15 protein-coding genes are annotated in these 20997 nt (G+C 68.9%); 8 read left to right on the top strand and 7 right to left on the bottom strand.

The annotated features are described in order from the left end of the window. Positions 1-100: 100 nt before the first annotated feature. The 4 genes from ACFOGJ_RS18685 to ACFOGJ_RS18670 form a co-directional block, all read right to left on the bottom strand. Entirely contained in the window at positions 101-820 is a 720-nt protein-coding gene (locus tag ACFOGJ_RS18685; RefSeq protein ID WP_379903329.1) for a hypothetical protein, read from the bottom strand. A gap of 380 nt (positions 821-1200) precedes the next feature. Continuing rightward, entirely contained in the window at positions 1201-2748 is a 1548-nt protein-coding gene (locus ACFOGJ_RS18680; RefSeq protein ID WP_379903327.1) for an acyl-CoA carboxylase subunit beta, read from the bottom strand. A gap of 51 nt (positions 2749-2799) precedes the next feature. Beyond that, positions 2800-3570 carry an enoyl-CoA hydratase-related protein gene (locus ACFOGJ_RS18675; RefSeq protein ID WP_379903325.1) on the bottom strand — a complete coding sequence of 257 codons (771 nt, stop codon included), beginning with the start codon at positions 3568-3570 and terminating at the stop codon, positions 2800-2802. Positions 3571-3709: 139 nt separating this feature from the next. Then, on the bottom strand, positions 3710-10600 hold the full coding sequence (locus ACFOGJ_RS18670) for a two-partner secretion domain-containing protein (RefSeq protein ID WP_379903323.1): 6891 nt from the start codon (positions 10598-10600) through the stop codon (positions 3710-3712). A gap of 248 nt (positions 10601-10848) precedes the next feature. Here ACFOGJ_RS18670 and ACFOGJ_RS18665 point away from each other — a divergent pair, with 248 nt between their 5' ends. The 4 genes from ACFOGJ_RS18665 to ACFOGJ_RS18650 all read left to right on the top strand — a co-directional run bounded on the left by ACFOGJ_RS18665 (position 10849) and on the right by ACFOGJ_RS18650 (position 14056). Next, positions 10849-11892 (top strand): 2OG-Fe(II) oxygenase, encoded by a 1044-nt coding sequence (locus tag ACFOGJ_RS18665; RefSeq protein ID WP_379903686.1) that lies wholly within the window; start codon positions 10849-10851, stop codon positions 11890-11892. 25 nt (positions 11893-11917) lie between these two features. Then, positions 11918-13138 (top strand): class I SAM-dependent rRNA methyltransferase, encoded by a 1221-nt coding sequence (locus tag ACFOGJ_RS18660; protein WP_379903321.1) that lies wholly within the window; start codon positions 11918-11920, stop codon positions 13136-13138. Positions 13139-13256: 118 nt separating this feature from the next. Beyond that, positions 13257-13568 (top strand): hypothetical protein, encoded by a 312-nt coding sequence (locus ACFOGJ_RS18655; RefSeq protein ID WP_379903319.1) that lies wholly within the window; start codon positions 13257-13259, stop codon positions 13566-13568. A 14-nt stretch (positions 13569-13582) separates the two neighbouring features. Beyond that, entirely contained in the window at positions 13583-14056 is a 474-nt protein-coding gene (locus ACFOGJ_RS18650) for a PIN domain-containing protein (RefSeq protein WP_379903317.1), read from the top strand. A gap of 178 nt (positions 14057-14234) precedes the next feature. Here the strand turns inward: ACFOGJ_RS18650 and ACFOGJ_RS18645 are convergent, their stop codons facing one another. Then, positions 14235-15560, bottom strand: coding sequence for a hypothetical protein (locus ACFOGJ_RS18645; protein ID WP_379903315.1), 1326 nt, complete (start codon positions 15558-15560; stop codon positions 14235-14237). A 12-nt stretch (positions 15561-15572) separates the two neighbouring features. Further along, positions 15573-17492: an ABC transporter substrate-binding protein gene (locus ACFOGJ_RS18640; RefSeq protein ID WP_379903313.1), complete on the bottom strand. Its 1920-nt coding sequence runs from the start codon at positions 17490-17492 to the stop codon at positions 15573-15575. 280 nt (positions 17493-17772) lie between these two features. Between ACFOGJ_RS18640 and ACFOGJ_RS18635 the strand changes: the two genes are divergently transcribed. Both ACFOGJ_RS18635 and ACFOGJ_RS18630 read left to right on the top strand, forming a co-directional pair. Then, a complete protein-coding gene (locus ACFOGJ_RS18635; protein WP_379903311.1) occupies positions 17773-18906 on the top strand; it encodes an iron-containing alcohol dehydrogenase in 1134 nt (377 codons plus the stop codon). Positions 18907-19018: 112 nt separating this feature from the next. After that, complete coding sequence (locus ACFOGJ_RS18630) at positions 19019-19255, top strand: hypothetical protein (protein WP_379903310.1); 237 nt, start codon at positions 19019-19021, stop codon at positions 19253-19255. A gap of 69 nt (positions 19256-19324) precedes the next feature. Here the strand turns inward: ACFOGJ_RS18630 and ACFOGJ_RS18625 are convergent, their stop codons facing one another. Next, positions 19325-19498, bottom strand: a complete 174-nt coding sequence (locus ACFOGJ_RS18625) for a DUF1328 domain-containing protein (protein WP_379903308.1) — start codon at positions 19496-19498, stop codon at positions 19325-19327. Positions 19499-19723: 225 nt separating this feature from the next. Here ACFOGJ_RS18625 and ACFOGJ_RS18620 point away from each other — a divergent pair, with 225 nt between their 5' ends. Both ACFOGJ_RS18620 and ACFOGJ_RS18615 read left to right on the top strand, forming a co-directional pair. After that, complete coding sequence (locus ACFOGJ_RS18620) at positions 19724-19960, top strand: hypothetical protein (protein WP_379903306.1); 237 nt, start codon at positions 19724-19726, stop codon at positions 19958-19960. Positions 19961-20176: 216 nt separating this feature from the next. After that, the gene (locus ACFOGJ_RS18615) at positions 20177-20995 is read left to right on the top strand and encodes a response regulator (RefSeq protein WP_379903304.1); all 819 of its coding nucleotides are present in this window, start codon (positions 20177-20179) and stop codon (positions 20993-20995) included. Positions 20996-20997: the final 2 nt, after the last annotated feature.

The following is a 20997-nucleotide window of genomic DNA, read 5'->3' as shown; positions in this document are numbered from 1 at the left end:
GGCTCCTGTCCGACATAGAAATTCCCCGAAGATCCGTGACCCAGTTCCTGTCGCGCCGCCCGGCCCGCCGTTCCGTCCGGGAGCCGCGCGCCTGCGGCGTCTACCACTCGATGCGTTCGATCCCCGAGAAGACCAGTTCGGCGCCATCGGAAAGCCGGACCACGCCGGCAGCATCCTCCGACAGCAGGATCGCGCCGTCGACCTCCGTTGCTGTACCCGCCTGGAGATCAAGATTCCAGAGCTGGCCGTCGGGCGGCGTATGAACCCCCTGCAGGCGGACGACATCGGTCCAGCCGGCACCGCCGGACAGAAAGACCCGGCCGCCGCCAGGCCCGAAGGTGAACAGGGCATCCTCGCGCAGGGACTGCGGCCGTTCCGCCGACAGGCTTTCCGGCCCCGGCCCGGCCTCTGCAGCGGGCGCGCCGCCGGAAGCGGCCGGGATCCCGGGCGCCGGCATCTCTTCGGTCCGCGTTTCGGCCAACGGCGCTTCATCCCCGCTTCCGGCCAGGCTGTCCCGGCCGGAAGCGTCGCGGACGGCGGCACGGAGCTGGTTGAAGGCGCGGACCATTGCCTCCTCGCCCGCCAGGACGCCGACCGGGCCCAGATCCGCGACCGGCTGGCCGCCCGGCGCCGCCTGCCCGGCCATGGTGGGCGGCTCGGCCATCGCCTCACCGACAGACGCGTCGGCGGCGGCCGGCGCACCTTGCGGATCGATCACTGCGCCCGGTTCCTTGCCGGACGAAGATCCCTCGCCTGCTTCGGCATCCATGCCCGGCAGTTCGAACTGACCTTCGTCGATCCTCAGAGCCCGGTTCGACATCGCTCCACCCGCCTCCAGTTGAGCCGCTAGCCGTGACCCGACACTGCGCCGGACGGGACGGACTCGCCTGCCGGCGCCAACCGGGTCACATGCCGCAAAAGCATACGCCATGCCGCAGGCAGCGCGAAAAGCCGGCGCCCCGCGCAACGTCTGCGGCGGAGGGCGATAACTGAGCTTCGCGCCGCAAGTAGCGGCACTGCGGATGTTTCCCGGCGCCGCCGGCAGCCGCCTGCGGGTCGCGCCCGGACAGGCCCGCGGTCTGCGCCGGCCCTGCTAGAAAACGTCCCGCCGGGTCCGAATCGCGGTTTTCCCGCCGATCCGGGCCGAGCGGCATCTAAAATGATGAAAACTCTTATTTTAAAATAATTTATAAAGCGTCCTTAAGGTCTCATATGAAATGAAGTCGGGCCGGCGGTCCGCAGCGGCGCCGCCATGTTGGCGAACTCGCAGAGCAGCGGCCGGGTCTCCCGCGGGTCGATAATCTCCTCCACCAGGAAGGCCTCGGCCGTCCTGAAGGGGGACCGCACCTTGTTCAGCCGGGTCTCGATCTCCGCCCGCAAGGCATCGCGATCCTCCGCGGCATCCAGGTCGGCGCGATAGGCCGCCTCGATGCCGCCCTCCAGCGGCAGGGAGCCCCAGTCGCCGGACGGCCAGGCATAGCGGTAATGCACCCGGGTGTGGTTCATGTGCCCCGCCCCGGCCACGCCGAAGACCTTGCGGATCAGGATCGAGCACCAGGGCACTTTCGCCTGGTAGACCGCCGCCAGGGCCCGGGCGCCATGCCGGATGGTCGCCGCCTCCTCGCTCTCCAGGCCGATCAGGAAGCCGGGGCAGTCGACCAGGTGGACGACCGGCAGGTGGAAGGTCTCCGCCAGATCCACGAAACGGGTGATCTTCTGGGCGGAGGATGCGGTCCAGCCGCCGCCGTAATGGTAGGGATCGGAGGCCAGCACCGCGACCGGCCAGCCGTCCAGCCGCGCCAGGCCGGTGATCACCGACTTGCCGAAATGGCGGCCGATCTCGAAGAACGAGCCGCTGTCCAGCACCGCCTCCAGGATCGGCCGCATCTTGTAGACCTTGCGCCGGTCCTGCGGCACGGCGTCGAGCAGCATCTCCTCCCGCCGGCCGGGATCGTCCTGCGGCTCCGCCCGTGGCGGCAGGTCGTAGACCGAGGACGGAAGATAAGACAGAAATTTCCGTGCCTTTTCAAATGCTTCCACCTCTGTCTTCACGTGATCGTCGACCGCGCCGGCCTTCACATGGATGCCGGATCCGCCCAGTTCCTCCTTGGTCAGGGTTTCGCCCGCACGCGCCACCACCGGCGGGCCGGCGATGAACATATGCGAGGTCTCCTGCACCATCACCGCATAGTGGCTGGTGGCCATCCGCGCCGCGCCCAGCCCGGCGACCGAGCCCAGGCCGAGCGCCACGACCGGCACCTTGCCCATGTTCGCCACCACCCAGTCCCAGCCGGGGTTGCGGGGCACATAGGTCTTGCCGTCGGTCTCCAGCGACTTCACCGAACCGCCGCCGCCGGTGCCGTCCACCAGCCGGACGATCGGCATCCGGTACTCGTTGGCGAACTGCTCCGCCATCACCTGCTTTTCCCAGATCGCGGCATCGGCCGCGCCGCCGCGCACGGTGAAGTCGTCGCCGCCCACCATCACCCGGCGGCCGTCGATGCGGCCGCGCCCCATCACGAAATTGGCCGGCCGGAACTGCAGCAGGCGGCCGTCCTCGTCATACTCGGCCTTGCCGGCCAGGGCGCCGACCTCGTGGAAGCTGCCCTTGTCGAGCAGCGCGTCGATCCGTTCCCGGACCGTCAGCTTGCCGTTGTCGTGCTGGCGCCTGACCTTGTCCGGCCCGCCCATCTGCTGCGCCTGGCGTTCGCGCTCGCGCAGTTCCTCGATCGCCGCCTGCCATCCCATGGCGCCGTCACTCCGTCATCTGTGGTGGTCGCTGGTGTAGGAGGGGCCGGATCAGCGGCCGGTCCAGTTCGGCTTCCGCTTCTCGGCGAAGGCGCGGGGGCCTTCCTTGGCGTCCTCGCTGGCGCGCAGGCGGGTCACGCTGTCATAGCTGGCGCGGACCGCCGCTTCCAGGCTCGGCTGCGCCAGGCTGCGCCGCACCACGTCCATCGAGGTGCGGATCGAGACGGGCGAGCAGTCGATGATCTGCTCCGCCCATTTGCGGGCCGCCGGCAGCGCCTCGCCGTCGGGCACCACGTCGGTGACGAAGCCCATCGCCAGGCCATCGGCGGCCGAAACGGCGCGGCCGGTCAGGATCATGCCCATCGCCTGCTTCAGGCCGATCATCCGCGGCAGGCGGTGCAGCCCGCCGCCCAGCGCCGCCAGACCGACCTTGGGCTCCGGCAGGGCGAAGCGGGCGGATTCCGCGGCGATGATGATGTCGCAGGCCAGCGCCATCTCGAAGCCGCCGCCCATCGCCAGTCCGTTGCAGGCGGCGATCAGCGGCTTCTCGATGTCGAAGCGGGCGGTCAGGCCGCCGAAGCCGGTGGTCGGCCAGGCCATGACATTGCCCTCGGCCTGGTACTTCAGGTCATTGCCGGCGGAGAAGGCCTTGTCGCCGGCACCGGTGAGGATGCAGACCCAGAGGTCCGGATCGTCGCGAAACTCGGTGAAGACCCGGTCGAGCTCGAAGCCGAGCGGCGGATGCACCGCGTTCATGCGCTCCGGGCGGTTGATGGTCACGGTCAGGATGCGGCCGTCGCGCTCCGTCTTGCAGAATTCCATGGTTCTGAACCCCCTCCCCTGCTGCGGCGGTCTCGTGGCCGCCGGTGCTGTTTCGCCTGTGCCGGCGCTCGCCATCTGCCATAGCACAAACCGGGGTCCGGAAGCTCAGCCTTTGCCGACCGGCGGCCGCATCGTCCAATCAGCAGGCACAGCCGGCGCCCAGCCCGGCACCGCCGTCATCCGCGTCCTGACTCTCCGCGGCTTCCTCGACATCGACCACCTCGACATAGCGGTTGGAGGCATAGCCCTTCTCCTGCCTGCGGGGGGCCTGCTCCTCCTCGTCTTCCTCGGGCTCGCCCTCGTCGTCCTGGCGGGCCGTCTCCTCGTCATCGGCGGCCTGCTCCTCGTCCTGGGCCTCCTCGCCCTCCTCGAACGGCTCCTGCTCCTGCAGGGCGCTCTGCCGGCCGCTGCCTTCGCTGTCCGACCCCCCTTCCCCGTCGCCGCCATCGCCGGCCTCCGCATCGGCACTGCCGGACAGGCCGGTCGCAGTGTCCAGCGCGGCGTCGGTCAGGTTCTGGGTCACGGTGTTGGCCGCCACGACCTCATCGATAGTGCCGGAGACCTGGGCACTCGCCTCCACCGCCTCCACCTCGGCGGAATCGAAGCCTGCGGCGGCCTTCTCGGCATCGGCGAGGGTCTCCCCATCGCCTGTCTCCGTCCCGGTGGCATCGGCCACAGTCTCGCCCGCGCCGGGGTCGCCGCTGTCGCCATCACCCGCGCCGCTATCGCCCGATCCACCATCGACGGGATCCGATCCGCCGCCGGCATCGCCGGAGCCCCCGCCGGACGATCCGTCACCGCCATCGCCGGCGCCGGACCCGCCGTCATCGACAGGGGCCTCGACCACCTCCTCGTCATCCTCGTCCGGCACCTCCTCCACCGGCGACGGGGCCGGCGTGCTGGGGGTCACGGTATGGAAGGCCGACCCGTTGATGGTGAAGGGGCCGCTGCCGCTGGAGCCGGTATAGCTGACATACTGCGCGGCCTGGCTGCCGGTCTGGCCGTTGACGGTGCCGGTGATGCTGACGCTTGCGGCGTCGATCGACAGGGTGCCGGTGCCGGCGGCGAGATTGACCGCGCCCGTGACCGCGCCGTTCGCGCCCAGGGTCAGGGCACCGGCGGACTTCGTCAGGGTGGAAGAACTGAGGTTGATGGTATTGCCGAGCAGGGTCAGCGGGTCGTTGAACGACCAGGTGCCTGTGTTCATCGTCGAGCTGCCGTCCCGCCGCCCGATCGTGACCATCGACGGGCTGTCATTCTCCAGCCGCGCGACCTCCGCCATGGTGATCTCCAACGCATTCGTCGGGGTGGCGGCGGGCGCGATCGCGACGTCGCGGTTGGCGCTATAGGGCTTGATCGTTCGGGTGCCGGTGCCGCTCCAGTTGCCATCCAGGAACATCGTGTCGGCGGCCAGCAGCAGGTTGTTGGTACCGTGGCTGACGGTGTTCACGGAGATGTAGCCGGTCTCGCTGACGACATCGAGATCGCTGGAAGCGATGATGCCGTTGGGGAAGACCGCATTGCCGACGGCAGTCACGTCCTGGGTCAGGGTCGCCGGGCCGCTGCCGGACACCTGCAGGTTGCCACCCACATCCACCGTCCCGAGGGTGATGCCGGAGCCTGCGTCGACCGTCGCATTGCCGCCGGTGGCAGTGGTCAGCGTCATCGTCGAGCCGAACGTATTGCCGGTGTTCGACAGGGTGATGTCGCCTGCGGTGGTGGTGAAGCTGGAGGGTGCATTCACCGTCAGGGCCGCCGACTGGGTGATCGCCCCGCCGGCGGTGACGGTGAAGGTGCCGTTGACCGTGGAGGAGGCCAGCGACAGCGCGTTGGCGTCGCGCACCGTCACCGCGCCAGAGGTGCTGGACAGGGCGAGCGCGGCCGTGAAGTCATTGCCGGCGTGGTCCAGCACGATTGGCGCGCCGCCGGAACTGAAGCTGGCGCCGCCAGTGGAATAGACCTTTTCGGTCTGGGAGATCTGGCCGGAGGCATCCAGCGCCAGGGTACCGCCGGCGCTGATCCCGTCCAGGGAGCCCAGCGCGACCCCGCCTATCTGGACGGCGGTGAAGCTCTTCAGGTCGATATTGCCGCTGGCGGCCGCCTCCAGTTTCCCGGCACTGACATTCATCGGAAAGCCGGCATCGCCGATCTTGCCGCTGGTGGCGCTGAACGCCACCGAGTTCGCGGTGATCGTCGGAGTGCTGCCGGCATTCAGGACGTCGGAGCCGGCCGTCGTACCGTCGTTGGAGATGTAGACGTCGCCTGCAGTGATCTGGGAGACGGTGAGGTTGCCGCTGGTGGTGTTGGTGTTGCCGGCCCCGTCGGCGATTTCCAGCCTCACCTCGCCGGTCCCCGCATTGATCGAATAACCATCGACCATCGTCAGGGTGGCGGCACCCGCATCCCGCTGCGCATCGACCACGCCGTCCGAAGCCGAGGCATTGGCACGGGCGTAGAAGTTGCCATTGTCGGTGGTGACCGAGTTGTTCAACTGGATCGACCGGCCGGCGGCCAGGTAGAGGTTTCCGCCATCGCCGGCGGCGTTGTTCACGGTGATCGCGTCGGACAGGGTGATGTCGTTGCTGGCCTGCAGGACCACGTCCTGCGGCGTGGCCAGCAGGTCGGCCAGGGCTGCGCTGGACAGAGTGACGCTACCAGAGGGATTGCTGGCGAAATACTGGTTGCTGGCACTGCCATTGCCGACGGCGAACAGGTAGACCGCCCCCGATCCAGTGGCCAGGTTGCCGGACCCGTCGTCGTTGCTGGCCCCGACCGCCAGCCGGTCACCGTTCAGCGAGACAGCGGCGCCGAAAAGATCGCCGGATTCGACCCCGACATTCAGGTTCGCGCCGCCGGTATAGCCGTTGCCGAACACCGCTTTCTGGGCGGGCGAGGTGAAGGCCTGGTCGGCGAACTCGAAATAGTAGGCGGCGCCCGCGTCGGTGACGGTGTTGGAGGCACCGTCATCGCCGGGCGCGCCGACCGCCAGCCACTCATCGTTGATCGCAACGCCACTGCCGAACTTGTCGCCACTGCCCAGCGCGACGTTGACCGTCTGACCGAAGGCCGAGTAGTCGCCGGATCCGACAATGCCGACCTGGCTCCCGGAAACGAGAGTGCTGGACGAGAAGGTGTAGAGATGAACGGCCCCGACTTCGCTGCCCGTGTCGGTCGCCGTCTTCGCCAGAGGCGCACCAACGGCAAGCCGGGTCGATTCCAAAGCCACCGCACTGCCAAGACCGTCGCCGGCGGACAGGCCGTCGGGATCGATATCGCTGCCGCCGGAATAGCCGGCGCCGATCTTGCCGATCAGGGTCGCCCCGGTCAGGGCGGCGGGTACGGAGTAGAGGCGCACCGCGCCGACATCGGCAGCCACATTGCCGCTGCCGTCATCGCCCGGCGTGCCGACGGCCAGACGGTCGGCGTTCAGGGAGACGGCACTGCCGAATTCGTCATTCGCCTCCAGGCTGTCGCCGGCGGTCAGCGTGCCGCCGGAATCCGCCTGCAGCAGATGAGCCTGGGTCGCGCCGCTGAAATTGGCGTCGGTGAAGGTGTAGAGATAGACCGCCCCGGCATTGGTGACCGAATCCGCGGCGCCGTCGTCGCCCGGGGCGCCCACGGCCAGCTTGGTGCCCTCCAGGGAAACGGCGGCGCCGAAATTGTCGGCCGCCGACAGCGCGGTCACGTCGACATTGCTGCCGCCGACATAACCGGAGCCCATGATCCCCTTGAGCGCGCCGCCGCTGAAGCTGCTGTCGCTGAACTTGAACAGGTAGACGGCGCCGGCATTGCCGGTGCTGCCCGGATCACCGGCCCCGTCGTCCATCGGTGCGCCGACGGCGAGCTGCTGGTCGTACAGGGCGACGGCGGAACCGAAGGCGTCGGCCTGCGCCGGCAGCCGGCTGACGTCGATATCCTTCGTTCCCGCATAGTTGCGGCCCACCGTGCCCGCCAGGCTGGTGGAGCCGAAGCCTGTGAACAGCCGCACCGCGCCGGCATTGGTGACGGGGTTGCTGGCACCGGTATTGCCGGGCTCGCCTGCCGCCCAGCGGCTGCCGTCGACCCCCAGCGCCCGGCCGAAGAAGGCGGACGAGGTCAGCGAGACGTCAACGTCATTTGCGCCGATATAGTTGCGCCCGGCGGTGCCATAGAGCGTGCCGCCGTTCATGGCCGCGTCGGAGAAGTCGATCTTGTAGACGGCGCCGTAGTTCGACGAGCCCGAACCGCCGCTGCCGTCATCCTCCGGCGCGCCGACATAGAGCGACAGGGTGCCCAGGCCGACCGCCTTGCCCAACCGGTCGTTGGAATCCAGCGAAATGTTGACGTCGTTGCCGCCGATATAGCCGACGCCGACCGTGCCGCCCTGTATCGGCGTCGAAAAGGCGGTGTCGGAGAAGGTCAGCAGATAGACCGCGCCGGCATCGGTGATGCCGTCGCCCGACCCGTCATCGCCGATCGCGCCGGCCGCCATCCGTGTGCCGTCCAGCGCCACCGAATAGCCGAACCCGTCGCCCAGCTGGATGCTCGGGTCCAGGTTCTTGCCGCCGGAATAGCCATGGCCGATCACCGACTGCTGAACTGGCGATGTCAGTCCGGTGCCGCTGGTGAAGGTATAGACCGCGCCGGCCCCGGCCAGCGCGTCGAGCGAGCCGGCATCGCCCGGCGCGCCGACCGCGAAGCTGGTGCCCGACAGCGCCGCGCCCTGGCCGAAATAGTCGCCCGTGTCCAGGATCGCGGACATGTCGAGGTCGTTCGTGCCGCTATAGCCGTGGCCCAGCCGGCCGACCAGGGAACCGGCGGTCAGCGAGGCCGTGCTGAAGGAGAAGCTGTAGACAGCGCCGTAATTGTCGGCCGCCGAGCCGGCCGCGCCGTCGTCGTTCGGTGCCCCGACCAGCAGGGTCGTGCTTCCCAGGGAGACGGCGGAGCCGAACTCGTCGCCGGCTTCCAGCTGGCTGACATCGACATTGTTGCCGCCGGTATAGCCTTTGCCGATCACCCCCTGCAGGATGCCGCCGCTGAACGCGGTGTCGGCGAAATAGAACATATAGACAGCGCCTGCGTCGGTGGTCGTGTCGTCCACCCCGTCATCGCCCGGCGCGCCCGCCACCAGGCGCTGGCCGGACAGGCTGACGCTGGTGCCGAACTGGTCGCCCGTGCTGACCTGCTCCTGCGGCAGCAGGTCGGTATAGTTGTAGCCCAGGATCAGGCTGTACTGGCTGTAGGTCGGCGCGGCGATGGTGATGTTCTTCGGGTCCAGCAGGACCTGGCCGGCGCGGTCGCCGCGCCCCGTGGCGACCTGGCCCCGCCATGTCAGCAGCCCGGCCGAAGAGATCTCCGCCAGTCCGCCATTGCCGCCGACGCTGCCCGGCCGCACGTCGATCTCTCCCAGGAAGACGGTTTCCTGGTCGGACCAGATGATGGCGGTGCCGCCATCGCCGTCCGCGCCCGTCGCCGCGGCGCTGAGCCGGGTGGCGTCGGTCGCCACCACGGTGCTGGCATTGGCCAGCTCATCCACCTCCAGATGCTTGCCGCCCTGGAACTCGCCGCCGATCCGCAGGCCGCCGCCGCCGCCGGCCCCGGCCACGCTGAGGCGCGGCGAGAGCAGCTTCACCGCCGGCGCCGTCATGTCGATCCGGCCGCCGCGGCCGCTGCCGCCCTCCGCCAGCAATGTGCCGGAGGTAGTGACCTGACGCGCCGCCACCACCCGGATCGCGCCGCCATCGGTGGTGCCGGAAGCATCGACCAGCGCCGACGCGGTCTCGATCACACTGCCGCCGGCCGCGATGTCGATGCTGCCGCCCACACCAGCGGCACCTGTGGAGTCCAGCCGCCCGGCCGACGACAGGGTCCGCGCCGCGACCCGGATGTCGCCGCCCTGGCCGCCGCCGGCGGAGACCCGGTTGCCCACCGCCACCATGCCGGCGGCATCGAAACTGACGCTGCCGCCGCTGCCCTCGTCCGTGCCGGACACGTCCACCGGACCGCGCTGGATGATCCGCCGGCCCGCCACCTGGACCCGGCCGCCATCGCCGCCCGTCCCCGTGCCGCGGGCATTGACCGTGCCGATGATTTCCACCCCGCCAGAATCGCCGGCAGTGAGGACGATCTCGCCATTCTGCTCCGCCACCGTGTCGGCCTGGACCAGGCCCTGGACATTCACCGCGGTTTCCAGGATCCGCGCGCCCGACGCCGCGGTCAGCCAGACCTGGCCACCGTCGGCGCGGATCGTGCCCCGGTTGCTGACGGCGACATCCAGCGGATTGCCGTCGGCATCGACGACCTCGCGCAGCAGGCTGGAATCGGCGGCGACCTCAAGCAGGCCGTCGCCATAGAAGTCCAGGGTGACGGTGTCGCCCGACGCCATGGCCACCCGGCCGAGGCGTGCGGTGATCACGCCCGAATTCTCCACCCCCGGCGCCACCAGGGCGACCAGGCCGCCTTCCCGCACGTTGATCGTGCCGGCGTTGGTCACCGCCGCATCGGGATTGCCGGATATGCTGAAGGCCCGTCCTCCGGCCATGAAATCGGCGTCCGGGATGTCGGCGGTGGTCGCCACCAGGGCGCCGACATCGATCACCGCGTCGCGGCCGATCATCACGCCGTTCGGATTGACCAGCATCACCTGGCCGTTGGCGGTCAGCCGGCCCAGCAGGCGCGAGGCCTCCGTGCTGCCGGTGACCCGGTTCAGGATCGCCGAGGAGGCGTTGGGCTGGTGGATCTCCACCGCCTCCCCGGGGGCGATGTCGAACCGTTTCCAGTTGACGATGGCGTTCTGGCTGCCCTGGTCGATGCGCAGGGTCCGCGCATCCGGCGTCGAGATCGCCACCTGCCCGCCGACCACGACGCCCCCTTCCGGGTTCGCCGCCGCCGGGGCGGCGATCAGGACCGCCGCCAGGCCCACGACCGGCAATCCCAGGACCGACCGGCAGGCGACCGGACCGCGGAGCGCGCGCAGGCACGCCACCTGTGCCGCCGGCCCGATGGCGGACAGCGCCGTGGCACCCAGCAGGCTGCGGCGATGCGATCCCATGCTTCCGATCCTGGCCCTGTACACGTCCATGCCGCCCCAAAAGGAGCAAGACAAGGCAGATTTGCGTCGTATTGTGACTAAATGACCGGACCGCTCCGCTGCAAGCGATCCCTGTGTGACACCCGACACAAGGTGGATGCAAAATCCGGTCCGCCACCGGAAAGGCCGGCACGGCGCGACACTTTGGCGGTTCCCCTGCCGTGCCCCCTGCGCTACCGCTGTCGCAACCCGGAGGCGGAGTGACCGACATGCAGCAGCCCAGCCCAGGTGCCATTGCGGCCGGCGACGTGGCGCCGCAGCTTTCCCTTGCCGATGCGGCCGGCACCGAGATCGACCTCTACGACGATGCCTTTGCCGGCCGGCCGCAGGCCTGGCTGCTGCACGGGCCGCATCACGCCGCGCAGGCGGCGGCCTGTGCCGACCGGCTGCATGCCGCACTGGACACGGCTTTGCCGCGCCTGCTCTGCGTCACCATCGGCCGCAACGCACCGCCTGCCGCAGCGGCCGGGCCGGAGCCCGCCTGGCAGCGGGCCACCCTGGCGCTGCAGGCACGCGGCACCGCGCTGCCCGGTGAGAGTGGCGAGCTGGTCGGCATCGCGGTCGCACCGAACGGGCATGTGCGCGCGGTGGTGCGGGACAGCACAGACCCGGCTGCGCTGGGGGAGGCACTTGCGGCGGCGCTGCAGGTGCTGGTGCCGGCCGCGGCGGTCGCGCCGGGCGTGATGCATCCGCCGGTGCTGACGGTCCCGGACGTCCTGAGCCCGGCGGACTGCAAGCGCCTGATGACCGTCTACACGATGCGCGGCCAGAAGTTCGTCGAACCCGGTCACAACGTCGCCGGCCAGACCACCGACTACAAGATGCGGATCCCGGACTATGGCCGGGAGGACCGGATCGATCATTGGGTGATCGACCAGGATACCAACGCACTGATCGACAGCCGTTTCCAGGCCCGCCTGCTGCCGGTGATCCAGAAGGCGTTCCAGTACCGCATCACGCGACGGGAGACCTATCGCATCGCGCGCTATGGCGGCGACCGGGGCGGACGCCCGATCCCGCACCGGGACAATACCGAACCGGCCGTCGCCCATCGCCGCTTCGCGGTGACGGTGAACCTGAACACCGAATCCTTCGAGGGCGGCAGCCTGCGCTTCCCGGAATTCTCCGAACACCGCTACCGGCCGGAAACGGGGGCGGCGATCGTCTTCTCCTGCTCCCTGCTGCACGAGGTGATGGCGGTGGAAAGCGGTACGCGCTTCGCCCTTCTGGGCTTCGTTTATGGCGACAGCTGATGGCGTGCCGCCCGGAGGACACACGATGAGCCTGCCGCGCCTGTCTCTGCTGGCCCGCCCCGGGGGCGACCGGCGGGGCGACCGGCGGCGCGGTCGCGGCGACGCTGCGGCACGCCTGCGCCCCTGGATCTACGCCAACGAGATCGACATGCCGGCGGCGAAGGCGCTGGGCGCCGGCACGCAGGTCACGGTGACCGATGCCGGCGGCGCACCGCTGGGCAGCGGCTTCGTCACGCCGCAGAGCCTGATCGCGGTGCGGCTGTACGATGCCGCACCCGACCGCCCCTTCGACGAAGCGCTTTTGGACCAGCGGCTGGGCCAGGCCATCGCCCTTCGGCAACGCCTGGGTCTCTGGCCGCAATGCCGCATCGTTCATGCCGAGGCGGACGGCCTGCCGGCACTGGTGGTGGACCGGATCGGCGACACCGCTGTGGTGCAGGTCAACGGCGCCGGCCTGGACGGGCTGCGGGACGCGGTGGTGGCTGCCGTCGCGGCGCAATCGGGCGCCGCCTGCGTGATCCTGCGAGGCGACGAGACGGCGCGACATCGCGAGGGTCTGCCGCCGCTGCCGGCCAGCATCGCACATGGCAGTACCGGCGGTCCGGTGACCCTGCAGGAGAACGGCGTCACCTTCCATGCCGACCCGATGGCCGGGCAGAAGACCGGCTGGTACCACGACCAGCGCGACAACAGGATCATGGCCGGCCGCCTGGCCCGCGACCTGGAGGTGCTGGACCTGTACTGCCATTCCGGCGGCTTCGCCCTGCATGCCGCAGCCGGCGGCGCGGCGGCGGTCATCGGGATCGATTCTTCCGCCCCCGCGCTTGAGCTGGCCAGGGCGGCGGCCGCCGCCAACGGCTTCGGCGACCAGGTCTCCTTCCACCGTCAGGAGGCGTTTCAGGCCCTGGCCGCCCTGGCGCAGGACGGCCGCCGCTTCGGGATGGTGATCGCGGACCCGCCGCCCTTCGCGCGCTCCCGCAAGGACGTGCCGACCGCCGCCAAGGCCTATCGCAAGCTGGCCCGCCTGGCGGCCGACCGCGTCCAGCCCGGCGGCTTCCTGTTCATCGCCTCCTGCAGCCATGCCGTGGAGCCGGACCGCTTCGCGGAGGAAGTCGGCCGCGGCCTGCAACTGGCCGGCCGCGGCGGCCGGCTGCTGCAGGCGGCCGGCGCGTCGGCGGACCATCCGGTCCATGTCGCCCTGCCGGAGACGGCCTACCTGAAATCCCTGCTCTTCCAGCTGGACTGAGGGCCGCCCGGCAACCGCCCGGCGGCGACACCCCCTTGTCCCGCGGCCGACGATCCGCAGAATGGCCGGCAGGGACCAATCGGTGCGCCCGGGACCATCCCCGGCGCGGGAGGATGCGATGCGACGGACCATTCTGACCCTGACGGCGGGCATCCTGCTCGGCCTTGGGATCGGCGCGACCCTGCCGGCGCTGGGCGACGAACCGGTCAGCGAGGATGACAGCGACTACACCCTCAACGACCTCTTGTTCGCCCGGGCGGAGGGCACGCTCTGGGCGTTGCAGAACATCGTCGTCTCCCTGGCGGTGGACACCGAGCGCTCCGCGATCGACATCGCCCAGATGGACTCGCGCATGTCCAAGCTGGAACGCCGCATCAAGGCGCTGGAGACTGCCGGCGCCGACGACAAGGGACAGCAGGCCGCCGACTAGCGGACCGCCGCGGTTTGGACGCGTCCGGGCAGGCACCGGCGGACGGGGCCTGTCCGGCCGCCGCGCCGCTGGTCGTACTCGACACCAACGTCTTCGTGGCCGCCGGCTTCAATTCCGGCAGCGCCAGCGGCCGGATCGTGTCGCTGGCTGCGGACGGCCGGCTCCGGCTGGCCTGGAATGCGGATACCCGCGCCGAAACCCGCCATGTCCTGAGACAGATCCCCCGGCTCGACCCCACCATCGCGGAGCGCCTGTTCGAGGATGGATGCGCGTTCGAGTCCGGCGCCCCGCCCGCCGTCTTCGCGGTGGTGCCGGACCCGTCGGACCGCAAGTTCGCGGCTCTGGCCCAGATCGCCGGGGCCACCCTGATCAGCAGCGACTCCGACCTGCTGTCGGTGCGGCAGTCACTGCCGGTTACCGTGCTGACCCCGAAGGAATGGCTCGCCGCCCATATGGCGGCCATTCCTTCGGGCCAGGCGGACTTCTAGAGCGGTCCCGGAACAGATGGAAGCGGCGACACATACACAATCGTCATCTCCGACTTGATCGGGGATCCATTCCGCCAGCCTCCCAGCTGCTGACCGGGTTGCGGAATGGGTTTTCGGGTCAAGCCCGAGAACGACTACGCTTCTACCAAAGATGGGAACCCTATAGCCGGATGCCGCTCTAGTCGGACGACCCCGGGTCGTCGCCCGCCGCGGCACCATCGCCTGTCGTATCCACGCCCAGCTTCTGGAGAGCCAGCAGGATCATCGGGTCCTCGCTGTCCAGGGCCTTCATGTTCGCGATCAGGCGCTGCTTCAGGTTCCGGGATTCGGGGAATTTGAGCTTCTGCGCCCAGAACCGCTTCGACGGGTCGAAATAGCCGGCGACGTCGAGGAACGAGACGCCGAAATAGTAGGCATCGCCGATATTGTCGTAGGCGTCGGTGTAGAACCGGCCCTGCCCGTCCAGGGTCAGGCGCAGGCTGCGCGCCAGCATGATGCCGATCTCGGCGCTGGCGCGGGACCGCTGGATATAGTCCATCGCCGGCCAGCCGTACTTCAGGATCGTCGCCACGTCGTAGTTGTGGTGGTTGTTCGTCGTGCCGCGGTCCTGCCAGCCATAGGGGTATTTCGTCTCCCGCAGGCTGAAGGTGGTGTCCACCAGCTGGTCGAGCATCTTCACGTCGCCACGGCGGTAGGAAATGATGTGGAAGGTCACACTCAGATCGTCGGTCTTCACTAGCTCGCCGTTCTGCAGGTACCAGGCGCCCCAGTACCCCGTGTCCTTGTTCTGCCAGTCATTGTCCATGTAGTCGCGCAGGCCCTGCGCGACCTGCTCGCGGGGATAGTCCGCCGGCAGCATCGGCGCCAGATAGTCCAGGAACAGAAGCTGCCCCATGGCGGTCACCACCATGTTCAGCTCCCGCCGCCGGTTCGCCTCGCCGGCATCGATGTCGGAGATCTTCATCTCCTCCAGCATGTCGGTAAGCTTCTTCGGTTCGTTCACCGGCTGCAGGAATTTCAGCGGGTATTTCGGCTGCTGCCCCTCCCCCTGCAGGCGCTTCAGCGGATCCACCGAGGCCTGCAGACGGAAGAACCAGGCGTCGTAGCAGGCGCCCCAGGAGCCGTCGCTCTCGGTCTGCTCCAGCGCCCAGGACTGGTCCTTCTCCTTCAGGCTCTCCTCCAGGTCGGCGATCCGCTTCTTTGCCCGCTCCGCATCGGGCGTGTAGTTCACCAGCCAATGCGCCTCGCGATAGATCTGCAGTGAGCAGGTCACGTCGTCGCCCGCCTCCTGCCGGCGCGAGATCTCGTCCACCAGGGGGTCGAGATCCGGCCGGAAGCGGGCGTTCATTGCCTTCTTGAAGGGGAAGGTGGGCAGCTCGAACTCGATGGAGTAGCCCGCCGTGACCTGTGCCCTTGCCGGGTCGGCGGCGAACGGTGCCAGGACCGCCGCCATCAGGGTGAGGCAGGCAGCCGGTCGCAGCCACCGGACAGGGGTCAGTGTCATCGTCACATGCTCCTATTTCGGATCGAGCCAGAACCCGGGCGGGTTGTAGACGCCGAAGAAGGCGCCCGGGTCGAAACTGTAGACGGCCTCTTCAGGCACGTTGTGCAGACGGTCGGAGACCAGCACCGGCTGCGGCACGCCTGCGACGACGCCGATGGTGAAGACCTGGTCGGCATGGATCTGCAGCATGCGCGTCCAGATCTCGTCGCGCTCGCCGGCGCTCTTCGCCTCCTTCCAGGCGGCATAGAGTTCCGACAGTTCGCGCGCTTCCGGCAGGTCCGGCGGCGTGCCGGAGGCACCGGCCGTCTCCGCATGGAGGCCCCAGACCGGCCACTGGAAGTCGATCTGGCTGTTGGGCGCCATCTCCAGCGGCGGCATGTCGGCGGTCACCAGGCCGTTGGTCAGGCCCGGCCAGACCGACAGCACCGACTCGCCCGACAGGGCCCGCCCGCGCAGGGTGTCGCGGTGCGAGGGTCGGATCGCCATCTCGATGCCCAGCTTCGCCCAGTCCGACTGGATCAGTTCCAGGGCGTCGACCTGTTCCGGCTGCTCGCCGGCGGTCTCCGCCACGATCTCCAGCGGCTTGCCGTCCGGCCCCAGGCGCCAGCCCTGCGCATCGCGCACCGTCAGTCCGGCCTCGTCCAGCAGGGCGTTGGCCTTCTCGAGATCGTGGACCGCCCATTCGTGCCGGTAGTGCGGCTCGAACAGCGGGCTTTCCTCCATCACCGTGTTGTTGCCCGGGCGGCCCAGGCCGAAGAACAGGAACTCATTCACCGCGTCGCGGTCGATGCCCAGGCTCAGTGCCCGCCGCACCCGCACGTCGCGCAGCAGCGGCCCCCAGACCGGGTCGCTGGTGTTCAGGTTCGGGTAGAGGACGATATGCCCGCCGGTCGCCTGACGCCACAGCCGGACCTGGTAACTGAACTCCGCCGCATGTTCGCGCAGCAGCGGCGTGTCCTGGAAGGTCAGGCCGCGCGCCGCCAGGTCCGCCTCCCCCCTGGCCGCCTTCGCCGCCAGCAGGCCCGGATTGACCACCAGCAGGATCAGCCGGTCGATATAGGGCAGTTGCCGCCCTCGCTGGTCTACCCGGTGGAAATAGGGATTGCGCTCGATCACGAACCGTTCCGCCGGCTTGCGCGTCTGCACGGTCCAGGGCTGCAGGCTGGGCAGGTCGGGATTGTCCGAATTGTAGAGATTGTCCTCCCGGTCATGCAGCACCGCCCAGTTGGCCGCCTGCGCCTCGCCGGTCATCCGTTGCAGCGCCGCCGCCTCGGCATAGCGCGCATGGAACTGCTTCAGATAGTGGGCGGGCCGGTAGATCAGCAGGGGGGCCGCCCCCGCCAGGCGGGGCAGGAATACCGGGTTCGGCTTCTCCCAGCTGTAGCGCACGGTCCGATCATCCAGGACCTCGAACAGCGGCGGCTTGCCGTCGACCAGCATGTCGCGCGGCGGGCCGCTGGGCGACAGCTCCGCATTGTTGGCCACATCGTCCCACCAGTAGCGGAAGTCCTCCGCGGTGAAGGGATGGCCGTCCGACCAGCGATGGCCTTCGCGCAGGTGCAGGGTGAAGACTCGGTCTTCCTGCACGTCGACCTTTTCCAGGATGTCAGGGGCCAGCTGATAGTCGGGCCCGTAGCCGACAAGTCGCGCATAGCCGTAGACGAAGGCCAGTTTCACGTCCTTGGCGCTGCGCACCAGGGTACGCAGCTCGCCGCCATACACAGCCCGATCCGCCCCCGGCACCTGCATGACCCGCGGTGTCCCGGGCAGCCGGTCCGCCAGCGGCGGCAGGGTTCCGGCCGCGACCTTTTCGGCCAGGATGGGCGCCTGTCCGTCGGCCGGCGCAGCCGCGACCGCGGTGCCGCCCCCGGACAGGACCATGATCGAGAGGATGGCAGCGCAGCGCGCTGCCTGCGAAAAGAGCCTTGCCATCTGCTTTGAAACCTGTCCCCGGGCACGACCTTGTCGTGCCTTTGAAACCTGCCCATGGGCACGGCCGCGCCGTGCCACGATCCGCGCATGGCCTGTCCCCCGAAGCCATGCAGTGACATCCAGCCCCCGCGGCGCATTCTGGCACCCGCCGCCCCCCCGCGTCGATGCGCATCCGGCCTCCGCAGCGTCCGCCGGCGGGGAAAGTTGCACGCCATCGCGGCGCGGGCCAACTTGGCGCCCAGCCAACCGGGCACGCGCCGGACACAATCGAGGAAATGTCATGGGCCTGATGAACTTCCGCTTCTCCATCCTGCTGGATTTCGGCGCGCTGTCGCAGCTGAACGGCCAGCTGCGCAGGATCGGTATCACGCGCCCGCTGGTCTGTACCGACCCGGGACTGGCCCGGATCGGCCTCCTGGCCCGGCTGGTCGATTCGCTCGACGGCCTGCCGCACGCGGTCTTCGACAGGACGCCGGAAAACCCGACCGAGGCGGCCGTCCTGGAGGCCGCCGCGATCTACCGCTCCGAAGGCTGCGACGGCATCGTCGCGCTGGGCGGCGGCTCCTCGATGGATCTGGCCAAGGCGGTGGCCGTCATGGCCACTCATGACGGCGAGCTGATGTCCTTCACGGCCGCCCGGGGCGGCACCAAGAAGATCCGCAACCCCGCCACCGTGGTTGCGGTGCCGACCACGGCCGGCACCGGCAGCGAGGTCTCCAGCGGTTCTGTAATCGTGATGGAGAGCGGCGAGAAGCTGATCCTGGCGGCAGGATCGCTGGTGCCGCGGCTGGCGATCTGCGATCCGGAGCTGACCATCGGCCTGCCGCCCCTTCTGACGGCAGCAACCGGCATGGACTGCGTCACCCATTGCATCGAGGCGATCCTGGTGCCCACAGACAACCCGATGGCCGACGCCTTCGGCTATGACGGGCTCAGCCGCGCGATCCGCGACGGCGCCCTGGAACGGGCAGTGGCCGACGGCCAGGACCGCGAGGCCCGGAAACAGATGATGATCGCGGCCAGCCAGGGCGCGCTGGCGTTCAACAAGGGGCTCGGCGCCGTGCATTCCATGAGCCATGCCGCCGGCCGCATCAAGGCCCTGAACCTGCACCACGGCACCCTCAACGCGGTCCTGCTGCCAACCGTCCTGCGCTTCAATGCGGGGCATGCCGAAGACAAGTATGGGCGCATCGCGCACGCGATGGGCCTGGCGCCCGACACGGATCTCGCGGCGGCGATCGAGGCGCTGAACGCGCGGATCGGCCTGCCGCCCAACCTGAAGGCGATGGGCGTCGGCGCGGACATGGTGCCGGGCATGGTGGAGCATGCCCTGGCCGATATCTGCACACATACGAACCCGCGGAAGATCGGCGCGGAGGAGTACCAGGCGCTCTACGCCGAACAGCTGGCCTGAACCGAAGCCGCGGGGCGGCGCTGGCCGGCTGGCCTATTCGGAACCTCGTTTCCGACCCTGGTGTTGGGCAGGTGAACCACCTCAACCTGTCCAACAAGAAGGGGTCATGGTCATGAAGAATCTCGCAATCGTCGCCTTCTGCATCGCAACCACGGCCGGGCTGGCCGCCTGCGGCAATTCCACGGGGGAGCGCGCGCTCAGCGGTGGCGGCATCGGCGCCGGCACCGGCGCCCTCGGTGCTGCTGTTCTGGGCGCGGATCCGGTCGCGGGCGCCGCGGTCGGCGGTGCCGCCGGTGCCGCAACGGGCGCCCTCACCGACGAGGACGATATCGATCTCGATTTCGATTGAGCGTCCGGTACAGCGCACAAAAAAGGGGGCGACCTTCGGGTCGCCCCCTTTTTTTGCCTGGCCGGCGGGTCAGCGCCGCGCCGCCCCCCGGAACAGATGCGCGATCAGCGAGATCGCAAGCAGCACCAGGAAGATGAAGAACAGAATCTGCGCGATGCCGGCAGATGCCGAAGCGATACCGCCAAAGCCGAACAGTGCGGCGATCAGCGCAAGAATGAAAAACCCAAGTGCCCAACCCAACATGTCTCGATCTCCCGTCTCGGTTCGCAAGGCCCTGCCAGCAGCGGCGGGGCGGATCTGATTGGCTGCACAGAAAGAACGACCGCTTGCCCGGTTGGTTCCCGCGGCCAAATCGTGACGGCTGTCACGAAAGTCACACCACCGGAACAAATGCCGATTACTCGCCGGAACCAAGACCAGAACCGGCTGTTCTTCGTTGCGAAACCACGCTGGTAAGGAGGGCTGGTTATGAAGAAGATCGCGGTGATTGCATTCTGTGTGCTGACGGCCGGCTCGGTTGCCGCCTGCGGCAATTCGAGCGGCGAGCGCGCCCTTTCGGGCGGCGGCATTGGCGCCGGCACCGGCGCCCTGGGCGCGGCCGTGCTGGGCGCCAGTCCGGTCCACGGCGCCATTCTGGGCGGCGCGGTCGGCGCCGCCACCGGCGCGCTGACCGACAAGGACGATATCGACCTCGACTTCGACTGACGCATGATCGTGCCGCCGGGACCGCATGGCCCGGCGGCACCGCCGCGCGCCCGTCGCGGAGCATGCTAGGATTGGCGATCGGTCGTCGTTGGAATGCACCGCGCGCTGGCCAAACGGGTCCATGGAACCATTTGGCTGGGCATGCGTTTCAACGGGGTTCTTGATCGTGCGCATGGCGGGCCAACCGCCGGGCACGAGCAACACAGGAGGGGTTGAATGAGTAGCGGGGCCGATCAGGTGATTGCTCACCTGCCCTATCTGCGCCGATATGCCCGGGCACTGACCGGGTCGCAGATCCGCGGCGACGAATATGTGAAGGCCTGCCTGGAGGCGGTCCTTCAGGAAATCGACGAGGCGGAATTCGAGCGGGCGCCGAAACTGCATCTTTTCCGCACGTTCCACGATGTCTGGATGCGCCTGGCGCCGCCACCGCAGCCCGATCGCGGCGCCGACCTCACGGATCCCGAGGGCGCCCAGATCCGCCGGATGCTGTCCACCCTGCCGCGACGGGAGCGTCAGGCATTCCTGCTTTACGAGCTGGAGCAGTTCCAGGTGCCGCAGATCAGCGTGATCCTGCGCCAGCCCGACGAAGAAATCGCCGCCATGATCGACCATGCGCGGGAGGAGCTGTCCAACCTGCCGCAGGCGCATATCCTGATCATCGAGGACGATCCGGTGATCGCGCTGGGCAACAGCCAGATCATTGAGGAGATGGGGCATCAGGTTGCCGGGACGGCGACCACCGAGAACGAGGCGCTGGAACTGTTCGATGCCACCCAGCCCGACCTCGTTCTTGCCGACGTCCGCCTGGCCGACGGCAGCAGCGGCCTGGATGCGGCGCAGAAGATCATGCGCCGCGGCAGTACGCCGGTCGTCTATGTGACCGGTCATCCAGAAGACGTGCTCACCGGGTCCCGGGCAGAACCGACCTATGTGATCGAGAAGCCCTTCAACCCCGAGACCCTGAAGGCGGCGATTTCACAGGCCCTGTCGTTCCGGGATCCGAACCTGATCCTCGAGAAGGCGGAGGCCTGATC

Source organism: Marinibaculum pumilum (assembly GCF_042646425.1).
GTDB lineage: Bacteria > Pseudomonadota > Alphaproteobacteria > Ferrovibrionales > Ferrovibrionaceae > Marinibaculum > Marinibaculum pumilum.
The sequence above is the reverse complement of the archived record's forward strand: the minus strand, read 5'-3'. Positions and strand labels throughout refer to the sequence as shown.

Coding starts and splice junctions, on each gene's coding strand:
- ACFOGJ_RS18655 (WP_379903319.1), top strand. CDS start 13,257: ATGCGACGGACCATTCTGACCCTGACGGCGGGCATCCTGCTCGGCCTT.
- ACFOGJ_RS18675 (WP_379903325.1), bottom strand. CDS start 3,570: ATGGAATTCTGCAAGACGGAGCGCGACGGCCGCATCCTGACCGTGACC.
- ACFOGJ_RS18635 (WP_379903311.1), top strand. CDS start 17,773: ATGGGCCTGATGAACTTCCGCTTCTCCATCCTGCTGGATTTCGGCGCG.
- ACFOGJ_RS18685 (WP_379903329.1), bottom strand. CDS start 820: ATGTCGAACCGGGCTCTGAGGATCGACGAAGGTCAGTTCGAACTGCCG.
- ACFOGJ_RS18625 (WP_379903308.1), bottom strand. CDS start 19,498: ATGTTGGGTTGGGCACTTGGGTTTTTCATTCTTGCGCTGATCGCCGCA.
- ACFOGJ_RS18645 (WP_379903315.1), bottom strand. CDS start 15,560: ATGACACTGACCCCTGTCCGGTGGCTGCGACCGGCTGCCTGCCTCACC.
- ACFOGJ_RS18620 (WP_379903306.1), top strand. CDS start 19,724: ATGAAGAAGATCGCGGTGATTGCATTCTGTGTGCTGACGGCCGGCTCG.
- ACFOGJ_RS18640 (WP_379903313.1), bottom strand. CDS start 17,492: ATGGCAAGGCTCTTTTCGCAGGCAGCGCGCTGCGCTGCCATCCTCTCG.
- ACFOGJ_RS18665 (WP_379903686.1), top strand. CDS start 10,849: ATGCAGCAGCCCAGCCCAGGTGCCATTGCGGCCGGCGACGTGGCGCCG.
- ACFOGJ_RS18630 (WP_379903310.1), top strand. CDS start 19,019: ATGAAGAATCTCGCAATCGTCGCCTTCTGCATCGCAACCACGGCCGGG.
- ACFOGJ_RS18615 (WP_379903304.1), top strand. CDS start 20,177: ATGAGTAGCGGGGCCGATCAGGTGATTGCTCACCTGCCCTATCTGCGC.
- ACFOGJ_RS18680 (WP_379903327.1), bottom strand. CDS start 2,748: ATGGGATGGCAGGCGGCGATCGAGGAACTGCGCGAGCGCGAACGCCAG.
- ACFOGJ_RS18670 (WP_379903323.1), bottom strand. CDS start 10,600: ATGGGATCGCATCGCCGCAGCCTGCTGGGTGCCACGGCGCTGTCCGCC.
- ACFOGJ_RS18660 (WP_379903321.1), top strand. CDS start 11,918: ATGAGCCTGCCGCGCCTGTCTCTGCTGGCCCGCCCCGGGGGCGACCGG.